15 protein-coding genes are annotated in these 17,333 nt (G+C 67.1%); 6 read left to right on the top strand and 9 right to left on the bottom strand.

Going from position 1 to position 17,333, the window contains the following annotated elements:
• Positions 1-74: 74 nt before the first annotated feature.
• From M3A49_RS30950 to M3A49_RS30935, 4 genes are all read right to left on the bottom strand, one after another.
• Positions 75-1,472 (bottom strand): ATP-binding protein, encoded by a 1,398-nt coding sequence (locus M3A49_RS30950; RefSeq protein WP_266232374.1) that lies wholly within the window; start codon positions 1,470-1,472, stop codon positions 75-77.
• The gene (locus M3A49_RS30945) at positions 1,472-2,185 is read right to left on the bottom strand and encodes a response regulator (RefSeq protein WP_266232373.1); all 714 of its coding nucleotides are present in this window, start codon (positions 2,183-2,185) and stop codon (positions 1,472-1,474) included. The genes M3A49_RS30950 and M3A49_RS30945 overlap by 1 nt, the downstream gene beginning before the upstream one ends.
• A 16-nt stretch (positions 2,186-2,201) precedes the next feature.
• Entirely contained in the window at positions 2,202-2,522 is a 321-nt protein-coding gene (locus M3A49_RS30940) for an EF-hand domain-containing protein (protein ID WP_266232372.1), read from the bottom strand.
• Between the two features lie 101 nt (positions 2,523-2,623).
• A complete protein-coding gene (locus M3A49_RS30935; protein ID WP_266232371.1) occupies positions 2,624-3,670 on the bottom strand; it encodes a hypothetical protein in 1,047 nt (348 codons plus the stop codon).
• Positions 3,671-4,001: 331 nt separating this feature from the next.
• On the opposite strand from M3A49_RS30935, the gene M3A49_RS30930 reads away from it, so the two are divergent.
• Positions 4,002-4,919, top strand: a complete 918-nt coding sequence (locus tag M3A49_RS30930) for a sterol desaturase family protein (protein WP_266232370.1) — start codon at positions 4,002-4,004, stop codon at positions 4,917-4,919.
• Between the two features lie 125 nt (positions 4,920-5,044).
• Positions 5,045-5,755: an SDR family NAD(P)-dependent oxidoreductase gene (locus tag M3A49_RS30925; RefSeq protein WP_266232369.1), complete on the top strand. Its 711-nt coding sequence runs from the start codon at positions 5,045-5,047 to the stop codon at positions 5,753-5,755.
• Between the two features lie 77 nt (positions 5,756-5,832).
• Here the strand turns inward: M3A49_RS30925 and M3A49_RS30920 are convergent, their stop codons facing one another.
• The 4 genes from M3A49_RS30920 to M3A49_RS30905 form a co-directional block, all read right to left on the bottom strand.
• The gene (locus M3A49_RS30920; protein ID WP_266232368.1) at positions 5,833-6,201 is read right to left on the bottom strand and encodes a hypothetical protein; all 369 of its coding nucleotides are present in this window, start codon (positions 6,199-6,201) and stop codon (positions 5,833-5,835) included.
• Positions 6,202-6,318: 117 nt separating this feature from the next.
• The gene (locus M3A49_RS30915; RefSeq protein ID WP_266232367.1) at positions 6,319-7,848 is read right to left on the bottom strand and encodes a PepSY-associated TM helix domain-containing protein; all 1,530 of its coding nucleotides are present in this window, start codon (positions 7,846-7,848) and stop codon (positions 6,319-6,321) included.
• A gap of 101 nt (positions 7,849-7,949) precedes the next feature.
• A complete protein-coding gene (locus tag M3A49_RS30910) occupies positions 7,950-10,253 on the bottom strand; it encodes a TonB-dependent receptor (protein ID WP_416339047.1) in 2,304 nt (767 codons plus the stop codon).
• Between the two features lie 192 nt (positions 10,254-10,445).
• Positions 10,446-10,817, bottom strand: coding sequence for a DUF2946 domain-containing protein (locus tag M3A49_RS30905; RefSeq protein WP_266232365.1), 372 nt, complete (start codon positions 10,815-10,817; stop codon positions 10,446-10,448).
• A gap of 466 nt (positions 10,818-11,283) precedes the next feature.
• Here M3A49_RS30905 and M3A49_RS30900 point away from each other — a divergent pair, with 466 nt between their 5' ends.
• Together M3A49_RS30900 and M3A49_RS30895 are read left to right on the top strand one after the other, a co-directional pair.
• Positions 11,284-11,874 (top strand): YSC84-related protein, encoded by a 591-nt coding sequence (locus M3A49_RS30900; RefSeq protein ID WP_254354616.1) that lies wholly within the window; start codon positions 11,284-11,286, stop codon positions 11,872-11,874.
• A gap of 35 nt (positions 11,875-11,909) precedes the next feature.
• Positions 11,910-12,347: an acyl-CoA thioesterase gene (locus M3A49_RS30895; protein WP_266232364.1), complete on the top strand. Its 438-nt coding sequence runs from the start codon at positions 11,910-11,912 to the stop codon at positions 12,345-12,347.
• A 24-nt stretch (positions 12,348-12,371) separates the two neighbouring features.
• Here M3A49_RS30895 and surE read toward each other — a convergent pair whose 3' ends face one another.
• Positions 12,372-13,160, bottom strand: a complete 789-nt coding sequence (gene surE, locus M3A49_RS30890; protein ID WP_133186902.1) for a 5'/3'-nucleotidase SurE — start codon at positions 13,158-13,160, stop codon at positions 12,372-12,374.
• A gap of 159 nt (positions 13,161-13,319) precedes the next feature.
• On the opposite strand from surE, the gene ydiK reads away from it, so the two are divergent.
• On the top strand, positions 13,320-14,417 hold the full coding sequence (ydiK, locus tag M3A49_RS30885; RefSeq protein WP_266232363.1) for an AI-2E family transporter YdiK: 1,098 nt from the start codon (positions 13,320-13,322) through the stop codon (positions 14,415-14,417).
• A gap of 200 nt (positions 14,418-14,617) precedes the next feature.
• A complete protein-coding gene (locus M3A49_RS30880; RefSeq protein ID WP_323183443.1) occupies positions 14,618-17,308 on the top strand; it encodes an ATP-dependent Clp protease ATP-binding subunit in 2,691 nt (896 codons plus the stop codon).
• The last annotated feature ends 25 nt before the right edge of the window (positions 17,309-17,333 follow it).

Raw genomic sequence — 17,333 nt, 5'->3', positions numbered from 1 at the left:
CCGTTGCTCAGGCTCAGGCGCAAGTATGGGGGGAAGGGCGCGCGAAATCCACGCGCAAATTATGTCGAGTCATGTCATGCGTGCGCGGCCGGCGGCGCGCCGTTCTGACTCGATGAGGGACGGGTCAGCGGCAGGCGCACGACGGCTTCGAGGCCGCCGCCTTCGCGGTCGCGGAAGGTGAGCGAGCCGCCGTGCAGCCGCGCGATCCGCTCGACGATGGCAAGCCCGAGGCCCGAGCCGCCCGAATGCGTACGGGCGTTCGCGCCGCGGCTGAAGGGCGATTTGAGGCGCTCCAGCTCCTCGGCGCGGATGCCGTTGCCGCGGTCGGCAACGATCACGCAGGCGGTATCGCCGTCGCGCCAGGTGCAAATCGTCAGACCTGTGCGTCCATAGTTCACGGCGTTCTGCATGAGATTCATCAGCAGACGCATAACGGCGATGGGCCGGAACGCGAACACCGGCAACTCGCCTTCGTCGAAGTCGAATTCATGGCCGAGCCCCGCGAAGTCGGCGACGAGCTGGCCTGCGAGCGCGTTGAGGTCGCCCGCTTGCGGTGCTTCGCGCTCGCCGCTGCCGGCGTAGTCCATGAACTGCTGAAGGATCGTGTCGATCTGGTCCAGATAGCTCTCGGACGAGGCCACGAGCGCGTCGTTGCTGCCGCGCGGCAGCGCCATTGCGATCGCGAGGCGCAGTTTCGTGAGCGGCGTGCGGATGTCATGCGAGACGCCGGCCAGCATCAGCGCGCGCGTGGTCTCGGCCTGCTTCAGCGCTTCAGTCATCTGGTTGAAGGCGCGGCTCACTTGGGCGATTTCGGTCGGGCCATTGGTCGGCAGCGGCGGCGGCGTTTCGCCGGCGCTCACGCGCCGCGCCGCGCGCGCGAGTTTGCGCAGCGGCCGGTTGATGTGGCGCTGCAACAGGTAGCCGGTGAACGCGGCGAGCAACGCGAGCGCGGCGGAGAGGATCAACGCCGTGGTGATGCCGCTCGCGCGCGCGTCGGCGGTCACCGGCAGTGCGATCCAGATCGGTTCGCCCGCTGCGTGAAGGCGGATCCAGAGGCGCTCCTGCGCGGCTTCGCCATCCGCTGCGGGTTCGGTCTCGTCGTGGCTCGCGTCCCAGCGCACCAGCAGCTCGGGCGGCAGATGGCTTTGCAGCGCTTCGACGAACACGTCGCGCTGCCAGGTGCGGAAAAAGTCGACGAGGCTCGGGTGGGTTTCGGCAGGCGCTTGTGGCGGCGCTGCACTGCGCGCATCGAACCGCGCGGCCGCCGCGCGCCCTTCGTCGGGCGGTATGGCGGCGAGCGTGGTATCGAGCAGCTTGACGTAATCGGCGAAGATGATCGAGGCGCGCTCGATGCGCGGGCGCTGCACGTAGTGCAGCAGGACCGCGAGCGAGCAGATCTGCGAGAGCGCGACGAGCGCCACCAGCAGCGCGATGTTGCGCGAGAGCAGCGAGCGCGGCAGGCGCAAGCGCATTACGCTTCGACGCCGGCCACCAGCATGTAGCCGATGCCCCAGACGGTCTTGATGAAGCGCGGCTTGGCGGGATCGTCCTCGACGATCTGGCGCAGCCGCAGGATCTGCACGTCCACGCTGCGGTCGAGCGCGCTATGGTCGCGCCCGCGTGCGCGGGCGAGCAGATTCTCGCGGCTCACGGCGCGGTTCGGCGAGGAGCCGAGCGCATGGAGCAGCAGCATCTGCGCCGAGTGGACCTCGATGGGCGCGCCGTCGCGGTAGAGCGTTTGTTTGCCAACGTCGAACTGAAAGTCGCCGAAGCGTAGCTGTTGCGAGGTGACCGTGGGCTCGCCCGAGGCCATCTTCTGGCGGCGCAGCAGGGCGCGGATGCGCGCGACCAGTTCGTCCGGAAGAAACGGCTTGGCGAGGTAGTCGTCGGCGCCGGTTTCGAGGCCGATCACCTTGTCGGCGGCGTCGCCCTTCGCGGTGAGCATGAGGATCGGCAGCGTCTGGCCTTCGGCGCGCAGGCGGCGGCATACCGTGAGGCCGTCTTCGGGCTCCATCATGAGATCGAGCACGAGCAGGTCATAGGGTTCGCGCTGGAGCAGGCGGTCGAGGCGCTTGCCGTCGGCGACAGCGCGCACCTCGAAACCCTGGCTCGTGAGAAAGCGCTGCAGCATGTTGCGCAGTTCGGCTTCGTCGTCGAGCACGATGATCCTGTTTGCCTGCTCCATGTGACGCCTCCGGCGTTCATCGGGCTGCTGCGCGCGCTCGCATGAAGTCCTCGATCTGCGCGAGGGTGACGAAGCCGGCTTTTTGCGTGTCGATTTCGTCGAAGTGCTGCGCGACCTTCGGCATGCCCGCCTGCGCCTGTTCGCGCGTGAGCTTGCCGTCGTGCGTCGTGTTAGCGGCGGCGAAACGCCCTTGCAGTTGCGCCATCATGCGTTCGACGCGGGCGCCGCTGGTGGCACTGGTGGCGCCCGAACCGCCTGGCAAGGCCTGAGCCGATGCCGGCACGCAAACCGCTGCTGAAACGATACACAAAACGAGGGCAGCGATCATCTTCTTCATGGTGTTCTCCGTGAGGTGGCCGACGTAGCTTGCCGGCCGGTTGATAAAGCGAAAGAGGCGGGCGGCTGCGGATCAAGCGAAACCGCAGCCGCCGGCGAGGGTCAGGCCCAGTGGGCGGGCACCCATACGCGGCCGACCCAGTGGCCGGGAATCCACACGGCGGGGCGCGGCGCGATGTACACGGCGCGCGGCAGCGGCTGGCCCACGTAGACGACCTTGGGCGCCGGCGGCGCTACGTAGACGACCTTCGGTGCGGCTGGTGCGACATAGACGACCTTGGGTGCGGCTGGCGCGACATAGACGGTCTTCGGTGCGGCTGGCGCGACATACACCGTCTGCGGTGCAGGTGCCGGCGCGAGGACAACCGTCTTCGGGGCGGGCGGCGGCGGGGCGACATAGACCGTGGTGCTGGGCGGCGGCGGCGTGACGACGACCGGTGCCGGCGCAGGGGCCGGGACGCCCACGACGGCGACCGTCGTGCCCGTGGTCGTGACCGTGCCGGCGGTCGACACCGTGCCATGCACGACCGTCGTGCCGCCGGTGGTCACCGTGCCGCCGTGGACAACGGTCGTGCCGCCACCGGTGGTCACCACGCCGGTTCCGACGCCCGTAGCGCTGCCCGAGTGGTAGACGCTGCCACCCTGGGTGCCGGTGACGGTGCCCGAGCGATTGCACGTGTTGCCCGCGCAGGCCGTGGACGCCGAGTGCCCGTAGGTGTTGCCGCTGCCGGTCGTGACCGTGCCCGTCGACGAGTACTGGCCCGGCGCCGTGCGCGTCACGCTGCCCGAGGTGCTCGCGCTGTGGCCATCCGAGCCGTTGAGCGAACCGGTGTGCGAGCAGGTGCCGCCCGCGCAGCTCGTATCGCCCGAATGCTGGACCGAGCGGCCGTTCGGGCCGTAGGCCGTGCCGGTGTTGCTGAACTGGCCCGGCGCGGTGCGCGTGACGGAGCCGCTGTTGGTGGCGACGCCGCCCCAGGGACCGGCCACGCCGCCCGCATGCGAGCAGGTGCCGCCGCTGCAGGAACCGTAGTGCGCGCCGTTGTACGTGCCGTGCGGCGTGTACGCCGTGCCGTGGCCGGACCAGCCGGCGAAGGCGGGGGCACTGGCGAAGCCGATGAGCGCGGCGACGACGAGGGGGAGCGTTTTCATCAGAGGTCCTTGCGGTTCGTTTCGGGGGCACGCTGCGGCGTGTCAGCGGAACGAACTATAGGGCTGGGCCCTGCGCAAGTCGCGTCATAAACCATGTCGCCGTGTTACACGCCGCGAGGCCTCTGGCGCGACCCCCCCGCGCGCGCGGCGCGGCAGGCGTATTGGCGTGTTTCGCGCGCCGGGCGCGTGACATATCCCGACATACTTGGCGCGTGGTTTTTCGCGCTGCGCGCCACTACAGTGCCCTTCATCCGACGCGCTGCCGCGACTCCTGCGTGCAACACGCGTCTTTCTTCACCGCGCAAGACGCGCCTATTGCACACGATCCATCATGCTCACCACAGGAAAACTCGCGTTGTATGTCACGCTGTTCGTCGTTGCCGTCTCGCTGATCGAGGCGTGCGTGCTCACCTTCAGGAAGCGCCGCGATGCAGCGTGCGAGGCGGCTTTCGATTGGTCTGAGGTTTGGCTCTCGCTCGCCGACCTCGCGGGCCGCAAGCTCTTCGCGCTCCTGCCGCTTTCGCTCGCCACGCCGATCTTCGATTTCGCATGGGAGCATCGCCTCTTCACGCTGAATATCGACACGGTTGCGCTCGCGCTGCTGGTCTTCATCGGTCAGGAGTTCTGCTATTACTGGTATCACCGCGCGTCGCACCGCATCCGCTTCTTCTGGGCCACGCATGCGGTGCACCATTCGCCGAACCAGTTGACGCTTTCGTCTGCCTACCGGCTGGGGTGGACCGGCAAGCTCACCGGCCCGGCCATGTTCTTCGCGCCGCTCGTGTGCCTGGGCGTGCGGCCCGAAGTCGTGCTCGCCATCCTCTCATTTAACCTGCTCTATCAGTTCTGGCTGCACAACACGTGGATTCCGAAGCTCGGTTGGCTCGAGTACGTGTTCAACACGCCGTCTAACCACCGCGTGCACCATGCTTCGAACGTCGACTATCTCGATGCGAACTATGGCGGAGTCCTGATCGTTTTCGACCGCCTGTTCGGCACCTATGTGCAAGAACGTGCCGAAGAGCCTTGCCGCTACGGCCTCGTGACGCCCGTGCGCTCGCGCAATCCGTTCGTCGTCGAACTGGAGCACTGGGCGACGCTCGCACGCGACGTCTTTATGGCGAAGAATCTCTGGACCGCCGTGCGCTACGTTTTCCTGCCGCCGGGTTGGCGCGCGGACGGCGGCGGCGACACCACGGAGAACCTGCGCAAGCAGCGCACGCTCGCCACGGTACGCACGGATGCCTGACACGGACGCCCGAGCGCGGGTTGATGGAAGGCCGCGCCTCGCGTAACGTGGCGCCAGCGGCGCCGGCATCGATCAGGTGGGCCGCATCGAATTCAGGTTAGTGAGGGAAGGCGAGGAATAAGCACATGGAAAACGCTTTGAACGGCAAAGTGGTCGCGGTAACGGGCGGCTTCGGCAGCCTGGGTTTGGCAACGGCGCAATTGCTGGCCGAACGCGGCGCCCGCGTGGCGCTGATCGGCCGCGGCGCGGCCCCCGAAGCGGCGGCGCTGCCCGCCGCGCTCGCGGGCGCGCTGTGCATGGGCGGCGTCGATCTCGTCGACGCGAACGCGGCCCAGACTGCGTTCGGCGCGTTGCACGGGAAGCTGGGCGGGCTCGATGCGCTTGTCAACGTGGCTGGCGCGTTCCGGTGGGAAACCATCGGCGACGGCGACGCGCGCACGTGGGATTTGATGTTCGATTTGAACGTGAAGACGGCGCTCAATGCGTCGAAGGCTGCGCTGCCTCATCTCGTGCAGAGCGGCGCGGGGCGTGTGGTCAACATCGGTGCGGGCGCGGGACTCAAGGCGGGGCTCGGCATGGGCGCGTATTCGGCGTCGAAGGCGAGCGTGGCGCGCTTGACGGAAGCGCTCGCGGAAGAGCTGAAGGACAAGGGTGTGACGGTGAACGCGATTTTGCCGAGCATCATCGACACGCCGCAAAACCGCGCCGACATGCCGGACGCCGATTTCACGCGCTGGGTGCAGCCGCGCGAGATCGCGACCGTGATCGCGTTTTTGCTGGGCGCGGACGCGCAGGCGATCACGGGAGCGCTGATTCCCGTGAACGGGCGCGTGTAAGCGCGGCGCCGCGCTTGCGCGCACGGAGCGGGGGCCGCTTCAGCAGAGCGGTCCCGCCGTGATCGCGCGGTGATCCGTTAGTGGCCGTGGCCGCCGGCGGCTCCCATGCCACCGCCGCCGCCTTGCCACGTGCCGCCTCCGCCTCCATGCCAGCCCCCGCCGCCGCCGTGCCCACCGCCGCCGTGCCAGCCGCCACCATGGCCGCCGCCGTGCCAGCCATGCCAGCCGTGGTGATAGCAGCATCCGCCGCCACCGCCCCAGATGGCGATGCCGCCATAGCCGCCGCCGAAATAGCCGGGGTAGTAGTCGTAACCGTAGGCGTACGGATAGCCCGAGTAATAGGGGTAGCCGTAGTCATAGCCGTATCCCGGGTAACCGGGATACGGCGCGACCGCGCAGCCCGCGAGCACCGCGGCCGCGCCTAGCGCTGAAATTAGCCGCAACACGATAATCTCCACATATATACGTTTGAAACCGTTTGGCGCAGCCAGGTTCAGACGCAATTGTGTCCACAGATTACCGCAGGGCCGCCGCAGCCGCCGATGCCGGCAAGACGACAGCTTCTAGGCGCGTCGGAAGGCTGCGCGGTCGAACAGCCAGACCGCCACGAGCGTCGCGCCCATCAGCGGAAACGCGATGCCGAGCAGCACGAGACCAGTCTTCCATGCGCGCAGCGGGGCCGCGGCGCGCTCGCGTGACGGCGCGCCCAGCATGCGCGGTGCGCTGGATGCGCCCTTCGCGCGAGCGGGACGGCGCATCCACCACATCGCGAAGCCGGTCACCGCGAGCGCGCCGAGGCCCAGCGAAATGGCCGCGCAGATCAGCTGGTTCGCGAGGCCGAAGTAGCGGCCCATGTGCAGCGACGTGCCATATGAAATGGCTTGCGAGACTGCGCCGTAATCCTCATAGCGAATGTCCCGGAGCACGGCGCCGCTGTACTGGTCGATATACACCGTGCGCTCCGCTTTCGGATCGGGCGGAAAGTACGAGACTGTGTAGACACCATCGGGCGTGGCGGGCAGCACGATGTCGTAGCCGTCGCGCACGCCGAGATCGCGCATCTGGGCGACGACCTGTGCGAGCGTCCAGTGTTGCGGTGCGCTTGACGCGTCGGGCGAGTGCGGCACAGCAACCGCGCCGACCGCCCAGGGCACGAGCGGCAGCGGCATGTCGTCCATCACCATGCCCGGCATCGACGCCATGTCGTGGCCCGCGTGCTCTCCGCCGTGTTCCTGTTGGTCGGCGTGGCTTGCGGGAGGGTTCGCCGCTGCGCCGCTGGCTGCTGCGGCAGCGGCAGCGGCCGGCGCACCCGGCAAGGCCGACTTCAGCGCGAGGCCGCCACCCCACGCGCCGCGCGGCGCACCGAGGCTCGAGCGCGTGGCGAGCGCCTTGAACTGCTTGCCCCACGAGCCCGTCCACGGCAAGCCGCTCAGCACGAACGCGAGCGCGCCCACGGCGAGCCAGATGCCGACGCTCGCGTGCACGCTCTTCCAGAACGGCCGTCCGCGCGCGCCGAAGCGAGGCAGCAGCGCGGCGTGCCACGACGTGCCCGCGCCCGGCCACCAGAGCGCAATGCCGGTGGCGAGCATCACGAGCGTCCAGCAGGCGGCCAGCTCCATGAGCAGCTCGCCGGGCTTGCCGAGCAGAAGCTTGCGATGCAGCATGCGGTCGACCTGCATGAAGCGTCGATCGACGTCGAGCGTGCCGAGCACCGCGCCATCGTAAGGATTCACGTAGACGCTCTCTGTGGTCCCACTGGGCAGAGCGAAAACGAATTCGGCGCTGCGCGCGGGATTCGACTCGACGTGCGCGCGCAGCGCACGCGCGCGCGGCGGCAGCGCGGTTCGCGCGCGGGCCAGCAGCGCATCCACGGGCAGGCGCGGTGTAGCCGCCGGCGCGACCACCAGCCGATGCGGGTAAAGCAGCGGTTCGATCTGCGGCTGGAAGCAGTAGATCGTGCCCGTAATGGCGAGCACGAGCAGGAGGGGCATGACGAAGAGGCCTGCGTAAAAATGCCAGCGCCACAGCGTGCGGTAGCCGGGCTGCACCGCGCGGGCAGGCGGCGCGCTCACCGGGTCGGAGATGGTAGACATCGGGGACTCCTTGTCGAGCCGGCAAGGCTCGAATGCATGGATGATTCAGACGAAAATGCGCACGGAAACGCGCACGGAAGCGAAGGCCGCGAGCGCGCCGCTCAAATGCCGAGCTTCGCTTCGACGTAGTACGTGCGGCCGGGATACGGGTGATAGACGAAGTAGCGCGCGTCGAACAGGTTGTCGATGCCCACGCCTATCTCGCTCTTCTTCGTCGGCCGGAAGGTGTACTTCACGTCGGCGACCGTGTAGGTGCTCGTGCCGCCGAATACGTTCGGGTTCGTGTCCGTGTTCGTGAGCGTGTTGTACTGGCGCCCCGAGTAGCGTGCGGCGAGCGTGAGCGCGGAGCGTGCATCGAAGCGGTAGGTCGCGACGAGATTCGCGCGCCACAGCGGAATGCGGTAGAAGTACTTGCCGACGCTCGCCGGATTCTGCGCGTTCTCCAGGATCTTCGACTGCGTATACGCCACGCTCGCCGCGAGATCGAGCCCGCGCAGCATGACGTCTTCGCCCTGATAGCTCGTTTCCACGCCGCGCGAGCGCACCTTGCCGATGTTCTGGAAGTTCGTGACGTTCGGAATGACCGTCGTATCGGTCTGGCTGAAGATCGTGTTTTTTACGTCGTCCTGAAAGAGCGTCAAGCGGAAGAGGCCGTTCCAGTGCGCCCATTCGGCGCTCAGTTCCTTCGAGAGATCGTCCTCGGGGCGCAGGTTCGGATTGTTGTTGACGATGGACGAGCCGTTCACCTGCCCCTGGAACAGCTCGCTCACAGTCGGGAAGCGGTAGGCGCGCGCAATCGATGCACGCAGCGTGAGGTCGTCGGTCACGTCGAACGAGAGCGAAGCCTTCGGCGAGAAGTGATGGTCGCCCACGTTCGCATAAGGCACGTTCACGCTGCCGAGCGCCTGATAGCCGTCGAAGGCGCGCCAGTTTTCGTAGCGCACGCCGTACACGAGCTTCCAGCGCGGCAGGAAGCGCCAGGCATCCTGTGCGTAGAGCGCCTGGGTTTCGGTCTTGCCCGCGAAGGCGTTGGCGAAACTGTCCGCGCCGCCGTCGCGCCACGCGAGCGTGTTGTAGGTGCGGTTGTCGAGCGCGTAGTCGTCGTAGTGATAGCCGAACGTGAGCCAGTGGGCGGCGAGCCCGGCGTCGGGGGTGGCGGGCGTCCACGTCGTCTTGAGGTCGAGCGTCTTCCAGCCGGTGCCGTCGCCGAGCGTCATGACGCCGGGGCCGTTGCCGGGTCCCCCCGCATTCGCCGTGCGCGCCACGCTGTTGCTTACGTCGTAGTACGAAGCAACGGCTTCCGCATTCCAGCCGGTGGCCTGATGCGTGCGCAGTGTCGCACCGTAGAGCCAGTTCTCGCTCCAGCCGCGGCTCGGCGCGAACGCGGCGGCGGGAATAGTGTACTCGTAGCCATTGATCGATACCTTGCCACTGTACACGGGGTTGCCGTTCGCATCGTAAAGGAAGGTCGAGGTGGCGTTGTTATAGGTCTGATGCCAGTAGCCGAGCGTCACGCCGCCTTGCACGGTGGGCGTGAAGTCGTACTGCATGCGCAGCTTGAACTGGTCCTGCACCGTGTGCTGCATGCCTTCGCCGTTCACGCCGAGCACGGCCGTGGGCGTGTTGGTCTGGTTGTTGTAGAAGTAGGCGCCACGCACGGGCACGTCGCCCGGCTGCGCGGGTTTCGTCGACTGCGCAAGCGTGGCGAACTGCAGCGGCTGGCTCGTGTTCTCCAGGTGGTTCACGCCAAGCAAATATGAGAACTTGCCGATGCGGTCGCCGATCGAGGCGCTCATCTCGCTGCCGTTGAAGTTCTGGTTCACGCCGTAGAGGCTGAAATGCTGGGTGAATGCCTTCACGTCCGCGGTCGCTTCGAACGCCTTCGGCATGCGCGTGGTGATGAGCACGGTGGCGCCGAGCGAGTTGCCGGGATAGAGCGCGGAATACGGCCCATAGATCACATCCACTTGCTGGATCTGGTCGGGGAACACCATCGACCATCGTGGCGGAAAACTGTAGCTGTTGCCGAGCAGGTTCGACAGCAGCAGGCCGTCGGCATAGACGAGGCCGCGCGCGCTTTGCGTATTGCTCGTGCCGCGCACGGCGATGATCGAGTTCAGATCGCCCACGTAACGCTTGCGCACGGCGAGATTGGGCAGGTACTTGAGCACGTCTTCGGTGTTGACGACGTTCCAGTTCGAGAACTGCGCGGGCGTGACGGTTTCCACCGTCGCGGGCAGGTTGGGGTCGACGGCGGGCGCCGCGGCGCTGCCAGCGGTGGCGCTGACCTTGACGGTGGGCAGCGTGGCTGCCGAAGCAGCATCGGCCGGTTGCGCCTCGGCAGCCTGGGCCGCATGAACGGCGATGGGGGCAACGAGAGGCAGCGGCAAGACGCGCGGCAGCATGACGAGCGCGAGGCGCCCGGCGTGCCGCAGCGCACGCGGCGTTGCGCGTTCGCGCGAGCGAACGCCAGCGCCACGCGTGGTGAGCGTGGACATGAGGTGCTTTCCTGAAAACGGGAATCGAGCAGCCGCGCGCGTCGTGCGTGCTCGTCGCACGCAATCAGATCGCGATCGGCCGGCCGGTGAAGGCGTAACTCAGGAAAAGACGGGTGGGGCGCGCGGCCTGCCCGAAGGGAAGGCGCCTAAGGGGAGGTCGTGGGTGACGGGCGGCGCGATCGTCTCGCGCGCGAGCGCGAGGGCGCCCAGCGGAGCGGGCGCGGCGACCGAAGGCATCGCCACATGATGCTCGAGCAGATGGCAGTAGCCGCAGGCGCCGAATGCATCGTCGTGCGAAAGATGCGGCGCGCTACCGGCCTGCGCCGGCTGCATGGCCGAGCAGAGCGTGGCGTCCGGCTCGTGCGCGTGCTGTGCGGCGACGAGCTGGCTCACGAGCGGCGCAAGCACGATGAGCCACATGGCGACGAGGCCAAGCCATGCGGTCAGCAGTGAACGCTTGCGTGAATTCATGAGAATGAGAATGATTGCGCGGCGGAGTCTAACACGGCCTTTCGCGTTTGCGCACACGGTCCCGCCGCCCTGAGGGGGGCAATAAGCGCGGTGCGATGTCGCGGCCGTGGGCGCAGGAACAGCATGGCGACACAGACCTCCCTGGCATGTTCACAATTTGGCGGCGGGGATCGTCCTGGCGATATCGAAGGAATTTGGGAAGCGGACGCTGTTGCGTTGCATCGAAGCCCGCGGCTGGGGATTTCCTTACATCTTCGCGCGAACTCGATGCCCGCTGCATGGTCCTATACCCCCAAGGATGAGCGGTCATGGCCGCCACAGGCGGCCGGGGCCCACGCGCCGGATCGCGGGTTTGCCCCGGCGACGGCCATGCGCGCTATCCTGTAGCGCTTTGCGCGCGGCCCGGCTGTCCACGATCGGGCCCGCGCGGGCACCCGAAGCCCCATTTGCACAGGAAAACCACGTAATGCGCCGACGTCAATTTCTTCTCAGCTCCAGTGCCGCTCTCGCCGCCAGCGGCCTCGCGCTTGCCGGCTGCACGACAACGCCGCTCGGCGCGCAGAACAGCGCTTCGCAGAACACGGCGAAGCGCAATTCGATCGACGCGGGCGTCGACGCTACGCTCTCGCGCCTCTTCAGCACGGTGAGCGGGTCGCAGGAACTGATCTCGAAGTCGAGCGGGGTGCTCGTCTTTCCGCAGGTTCTCTCGGCAGGCTTCTGGATCGGCGGGCAGTATGGCACCGGCGCGCTGCGCGTGGATGGCCGCACGACGGGCTACTACAGCACCATTGCGGGCTCGTTCGGCCTGCAGATCGGCGCGCAGTCCAAGGCCATCATCTTCGCGTTCATGAACCCGGTCGCGCTCAACGATTTCACGAGCAGCCAGGGCTGGTCGGCAGGCGCAGACGCCACGGTCGCGCTCGTCACCGTGGGCGCGAACGGCAACGTCGATACCTCGACCGCGACGAGCCCCGTGGAAGCGTTCGTGCTGACCAACGCGGGGCTCATGGCCGGGGTGTCGCTGGAAGGCGTGAAGGTGTCGCGGCTCGTCATTTGACGCTGTCGCGAGCAGGCATGGAAGGAGACACACGCATGGCGACGCCCACCTACCGCCGCAAACACAAGATTCATTTCTCGGAGTGCGATCCCGCCGGGATCGTGTTCTATCCGCAGTATTTCGTCCTCTTCAATGATCTCGTCGAGTCGTGGATCGACGAGTTGTTGCCGCAGGAGGGCTATCACGGCGTGATAGGCGCTCGCCGCGTGGGCATGCCGACCGTGCGGCTCGAAGTGGATTTCAAGGCGGTCAGCAAGATGGGCGACGAGGTCTGGCTCTCGCTCGACGTCGAGCGCCTGGGCGGGGCGTCGCTCACGCTCGCGTGGGCCTGCAAGGGCGTGGACGGTGTGCTGCGCATGGCGGCACGGCAGACCATCGTGACCACCTCGCTCGACACTCACAAGTCGATTGGGATTCCTGAGGACATTCGCGACGCGATCGCGCGGGCGATGGCGGCCGCCGCGCGCGATTGATTGCGATTGGTCATCGAGCCACGTTCAGGCGGCAGCGCCCAGCGCCGCTTGCAACGTGACGAACGTTTTTTCGTCGGTGCGCTCGAAATGCAGCGGCGTGACCGAAACGCGGCCGGAATTCACCACGGCCGTTTCGCTGTCAGGCCCGTTTTCGCGCGGGCCGCGATTGAAGCGCAGCCAGTGGTAGTCCATGCCGCGCGGGTCGATCTGCGGCACGACGTCGATGCCCTGTACGAGCCCGACGCCCTGGCGCGTGACCGTGAGCGGCCCCGCCGCGCTCGCGTCGATATCGGGAAAATTCACGTTCAGGCAGACGGGCGCGTCATGCGCCACGGCGGCGAGGCGGCGAATCACGTCCGGCGCGAGTGCGCGGGCGGTGTCCCAGCGCACGCGCTCGCGGTCGCGGAAGGTCTGGCTCAAGGCGATGGACGGCAGGCCGAGCAACAGGCCGGTCATGGCTGCACCGACCGTGCCCGAGAACATCGTCTCCACGCCGAGGTTGCCGCCGCGGTTGATGCCCGAGAGCACGAGCGAAGGGCGCACGTCACCCATGAGCTGGCGCACCGCCATCACCACACAATCGCCCGGCGTGCCGAGCACGCCGAAGCGCCGCGCGCCGCGCCGGCTCACGCGCAGCGGCGTATGCAGGCTGATCGAGTGCGAGGTGCCGCTCTGGTCGTGCTCGGGCGCGACGACCCAGACTTCGTGCGCGAGTTCGGCGGCCACGGCTTCGAGCACGGCGAGGCCGGGCGCGTCGATGCCGTCGTCGTTGGTGAGGAGCACGCAGGGCAGTTTCGTATCGGTTGCGGTCATGGCTGGCTCTTCTTCGTTGCAAGGTCGGGGAAAGGGCCATTATTCCAGAGTGCGTTCCGGGCGGCAGCCGTGCGGGACTTTTAAAAGGGATTCGTAGCCTATCCGATATAGACTAGCGCGTCGGCGCCATCAGGCGCGCCCTGCCGTGAGGAGAAGTACGTGAAGCCGCAAGCCACGCCGGACCTAGCCCGCATCCTGTTCGTTGTTGCCATACTCTGCGCGCTGACGATCGGCAGCCTCTACGTCATGCGCCCATTCCTGCCGGGGCTGATCTGGGCCACGACCATCGTCGTCGCGACCTGGCCCGCCATGAAAGCCATCGAGCGGCGCTGCGGCAACCGCCGCTGGCTCGCCACGCTCGTCATGCTGCTGATCCTTCTGGTCGTGATCGTGCTGCCGCTTTATGAAGCCATCTCGACGCTCGCGTTGCACGGCGGCGAGATCATGGAGCTGATCCGCAAGCTGCCCGACTATACGTTGACCGCGCCGCCGCAGTGGGTCAGCGACATTCCCGTGGTGGGCGGGCGCATTGCCGCCAAGTGGCAGGAGTTTTCGGACGCCGGCCCCGGCGGTCTGCTCGCGCAGCTCGAACCGTACGTTTCGATCGCGGCGCACTGGTTGATCGGCCACGCGGCCTCAGTGGGCGTGTTCGTCATGCACATGTTCATCACTGTCATCATCACGGGCATTCTGTACAGCAACGGCGAGCATGCCGCCGACTATGTCACGCGTTTCGCCATTCGCGTGGCGCCCGCCTATGGCGAGCAGGCCGTCAAGCTCGCGGGCGCTTCGGTTCGCGCCGTGGCGCTCGGCATCGTCGTGACGGCGATCCTGCAGTCGGCGCTCGGCGGCATCGGTCTGTGGGTGGCCGGGGTGCCGGGCGCGGGTGTGCTCACGGCCGTGATGCTCATGCTGTGTCTCGCGCAGATCGGCCCGACGTTGCCGCTGCTCGGCGGCGTGATCTGGCTGTTCGTGCACGACGCGCATGTCACGGCCATCCTGCTCGCGGTGTGGTCCGTGATGGTCGCCATGCTCGACAACCTCGTGCGTCCGGTGCTGATCCGGCGCGGCGTCAATCTGCCGATGCTGCTGATTCTCTCCGGCGTGCTCGGCGGCTTGTTCGCCTTCGGCATCGTCGGGCTCTTCATCGGACCGGTGATCCTCGCCGTTTCGTCCACGTTGCTGAGCGCCTGGATACGCGACCCGGCGGCGCAAGCCCGCGGTGCGTCCAGCCCGGCTGCCCGCCAGGACGTTTGACGCCGCGCAGGCAACGCCATCGATTAGCAAACGTCTCCTCTTGACGACGCGCAGTTCGATTCGACGTTACGATGACGTCTGAACTTCGCTTCGGCATTCGTTAGAGCATTCATGCGGCGCTCGCGTGAGCATGGCTCGTGCCATTCCTGGTCGCGGGCAGCGCATCCGCGCACGCCGCGCATCGCTTCCAAGGAGACGAAATGGCTCAGTTCAACTGCGATATCTGCGGCGTGCGCCCCGCTACGGTGCGGGTCGCCGTGTTGCAGGACGGCAGGCGGCGTTTTCTCGATGTCTGCGACTATCACTACGCGCAGCTCACGCGGCATCAACGCACCTTGAGTCCGCTGGAGGCGCTGTTTCGCGCCTCGCAGCAGGCAGACGGCGCGGGCGATGCTGGCGGCCAGGCGGCCGAACCTGCCCCACAGGCCATGGAAGCGGGCGACGGCGCCATCGTCGAACGCTATTTCAGCGACGTGGCGCGTGAATTGCTCCAGCGCGCGGCGGAGCGGGCGGTGCAGTTCGGGCGGCGCGAGGTCGACACCGAGCATCTGCTTTACGAACTCGCGGGCAACGACGCAGGCGCGGCGATCCTCAAGCGTCTCGGCATTCAGCCAGACGATGTGCGCGCGTTCATCGACGCCAATGCGCAAAAGCGCGAAGGCGCGACAGCACCCGAGGACGGCCGCATCGGCGTCTCGCCGCGCCTGAAGGGCGTGCTCGACCGCGCGTTTCTGGTCTCGCGCGAACTGGGTCACAGCTACGTCGCGCCCGAGCATTTGCTCTTCGGGCTCACGCAGGTGCCGGAAAGCTTCGCGGGCCATCTGCTGGGCCGCTACGGCGTCACGCCCCAGAAGGTGTTGCAGCGGCTCGTGGAGGCCCAGGGCGACAAACGCGAGCGTCCTGCCGCGAAGGGGCCGAGCGCGACGCCGCAACTCGACCAATACAGCCGCGATCTCACCGCGCTTGCGAGCGAGGGCAAGCTCGACCCCGTGATCGGCCGTTCGAGCGAGATCGAGACCGTGGTGGAAGTGCTCGCGCGCCGGCGCAAGAACAATCCGGTGCTGATCGGCGAACCGGGGGTGGGCAAGACCGCGATCGCCGAAGGCCTCGCGCAACGCATGCTCAACGGCGACGTGCCCGAATCGCTACGCGGACGGCGGCTCGTCGAGCTGAACGTCAACGGGCTGATCGCGGGCGCGAAGTATCGCGGCGAATTCGAAGAGCGCGTGAAGGGCGTGATGGAGGAAATCTCGGCGCAGCGCGAAAGCCTCGTGCTCTTCATCGACGAAGTGCACATGATCGTCGGCGCGGGCCAGGGCGGCGGCGAGGGCGGGCTCGACATCGCCAATGTCTTCAAGCCGGCCATGGCGCGCGGCGAACTGAACCTGATCGGCGCGACGACGCTCTCCGAGTACCAGAAGTACATCGAGAAAGACGCGGCGCTCGAGCGGCGCTTTCAGCCCGTGTTCGTCTCCGAGCCGAGCGTCGATCAGACGATCAACATCCTGCGCGGCTTGCGCGACAAGCTCGAGGTGCATCACCATGTCACCATTCGCGACGACGCCCTCGTGTCGGCGGCTGAGCTATCGGACCGCTATGTGATGGGGCGCTTCCTGCCCGACAAGGCCATCGATCTGGTCGACCAGGCGGCTGCTCGCGTGCATCTTTCGGCCACCTCGCGGCCTGCGGCGATCCTCGAACTCGAAGCGGAGCTGGCGCAGTTACGGCGCGAGCAGGACTACGCGGCAACGCGCAAGAACTTCGAGCGCGCCCATACGCTGGATGAGCCGATCGCCGACAAGGAAAAGGCGCTCACACTGGCCACCAATGACTGGAAAGATCAGCTCGGCACCGTGACCTCCGACGTGACGAGCGAAGATATCGCGGAGATCGTCTCGAAGCTCACGGGCGTGCCGGTCACGCAACTGACCGCCGAGGAGCGCACGCGGCTGCTCGAAATGGAAACGCGGCTGCATGAGCGCGTGATCGGCCAGGAGCAGGCCATCGTCGCGGTAAGCGACGCGGTGCGCCGTTCGCGCGCCGGGCTGCGGCGCGGCCGGCGGCCCACGGCGGTCTTCCTGTTCCTCGGGCCGACCGGCGTCGGCAAGACAGAGCTTGCGAAGGCGCTGGCCGAAGTGGTGTTCGGCGACGAAGACGCCATCGTGCGCATCGACATGAGCGAGTACATGGAGCGCCACGCCGTGTCGCGGCTGATCGGCTCGCCGCCGGGTTACGTCGGCTATGACGAAGGCGGCCAGTTGACCGAGAAGGTGCGCCGCCGTCCCTATTGCGTGATCCTGCTCGACGAAATCGAGAAAGCTCACTCCGACGTCTACAACGTGCTGCTGCAGGTGTTCGACGACGGCCGGCTCACCGACGGCAAGGGGCGTGTGGTCGACTTCAGCAATACGGTCGTGATTGCGACGAGCAATCTCGGTTCCGACGTGGTCTCGGGGCAAAAGCGCTCGGGGCCGGGTTTCCTCTCGAGCGCCGAAGGGTCGATGCAGGGCGCTGTGATGGGCGAGTTGCGCCAGCATTTCCGGCCCGAGTTCCTGAATCGCATCGACGAGATCATCGTGTTCCAACCGCTCACAAGCGACGAGCTGCGCTCGATCGTGCGGCTGCAGCTCGAACAGGTCCGGCGGATGGCGCGCAGCCAGGACATCGACCTGACGTTCGACGACAGCGTGATCGATTACCTCGCGGCGGAGGGGTATCGGCCGGAATTCGGTGCGCGCGAGTTGAAGCGCAAGATGCAGCAGGCGGTGGAGAACGAACTGGCGAAGGAAATGCTCAAGGGCGGCGTGAAAGAGGGCGCCAAAGTCGTATGCCGTTACGACGCGGCGGGCAAACGCATGGCATTCGCGTTGCAGGGGACGGGCGAAAGCTGATGCGGGCGGCCGGGCGGCGTTGCCC

It is taken from the genome of Paraburkholderia sp. CNPSo 3076, from assembly GCF_026343935.1.
Taxonomy (GTDB): domain Bacteria; phylum Pseudomonadota; class Gammaproteobacteria; order Burkholderiales; family Burkholderiaceae; genus Paraburkholderia; species Paraburkholderia nodosa.
Note: the sequence above shows the minus strand (reverse complement) of the source record. Positions and strands in the feature narration are given on the sequence as shown.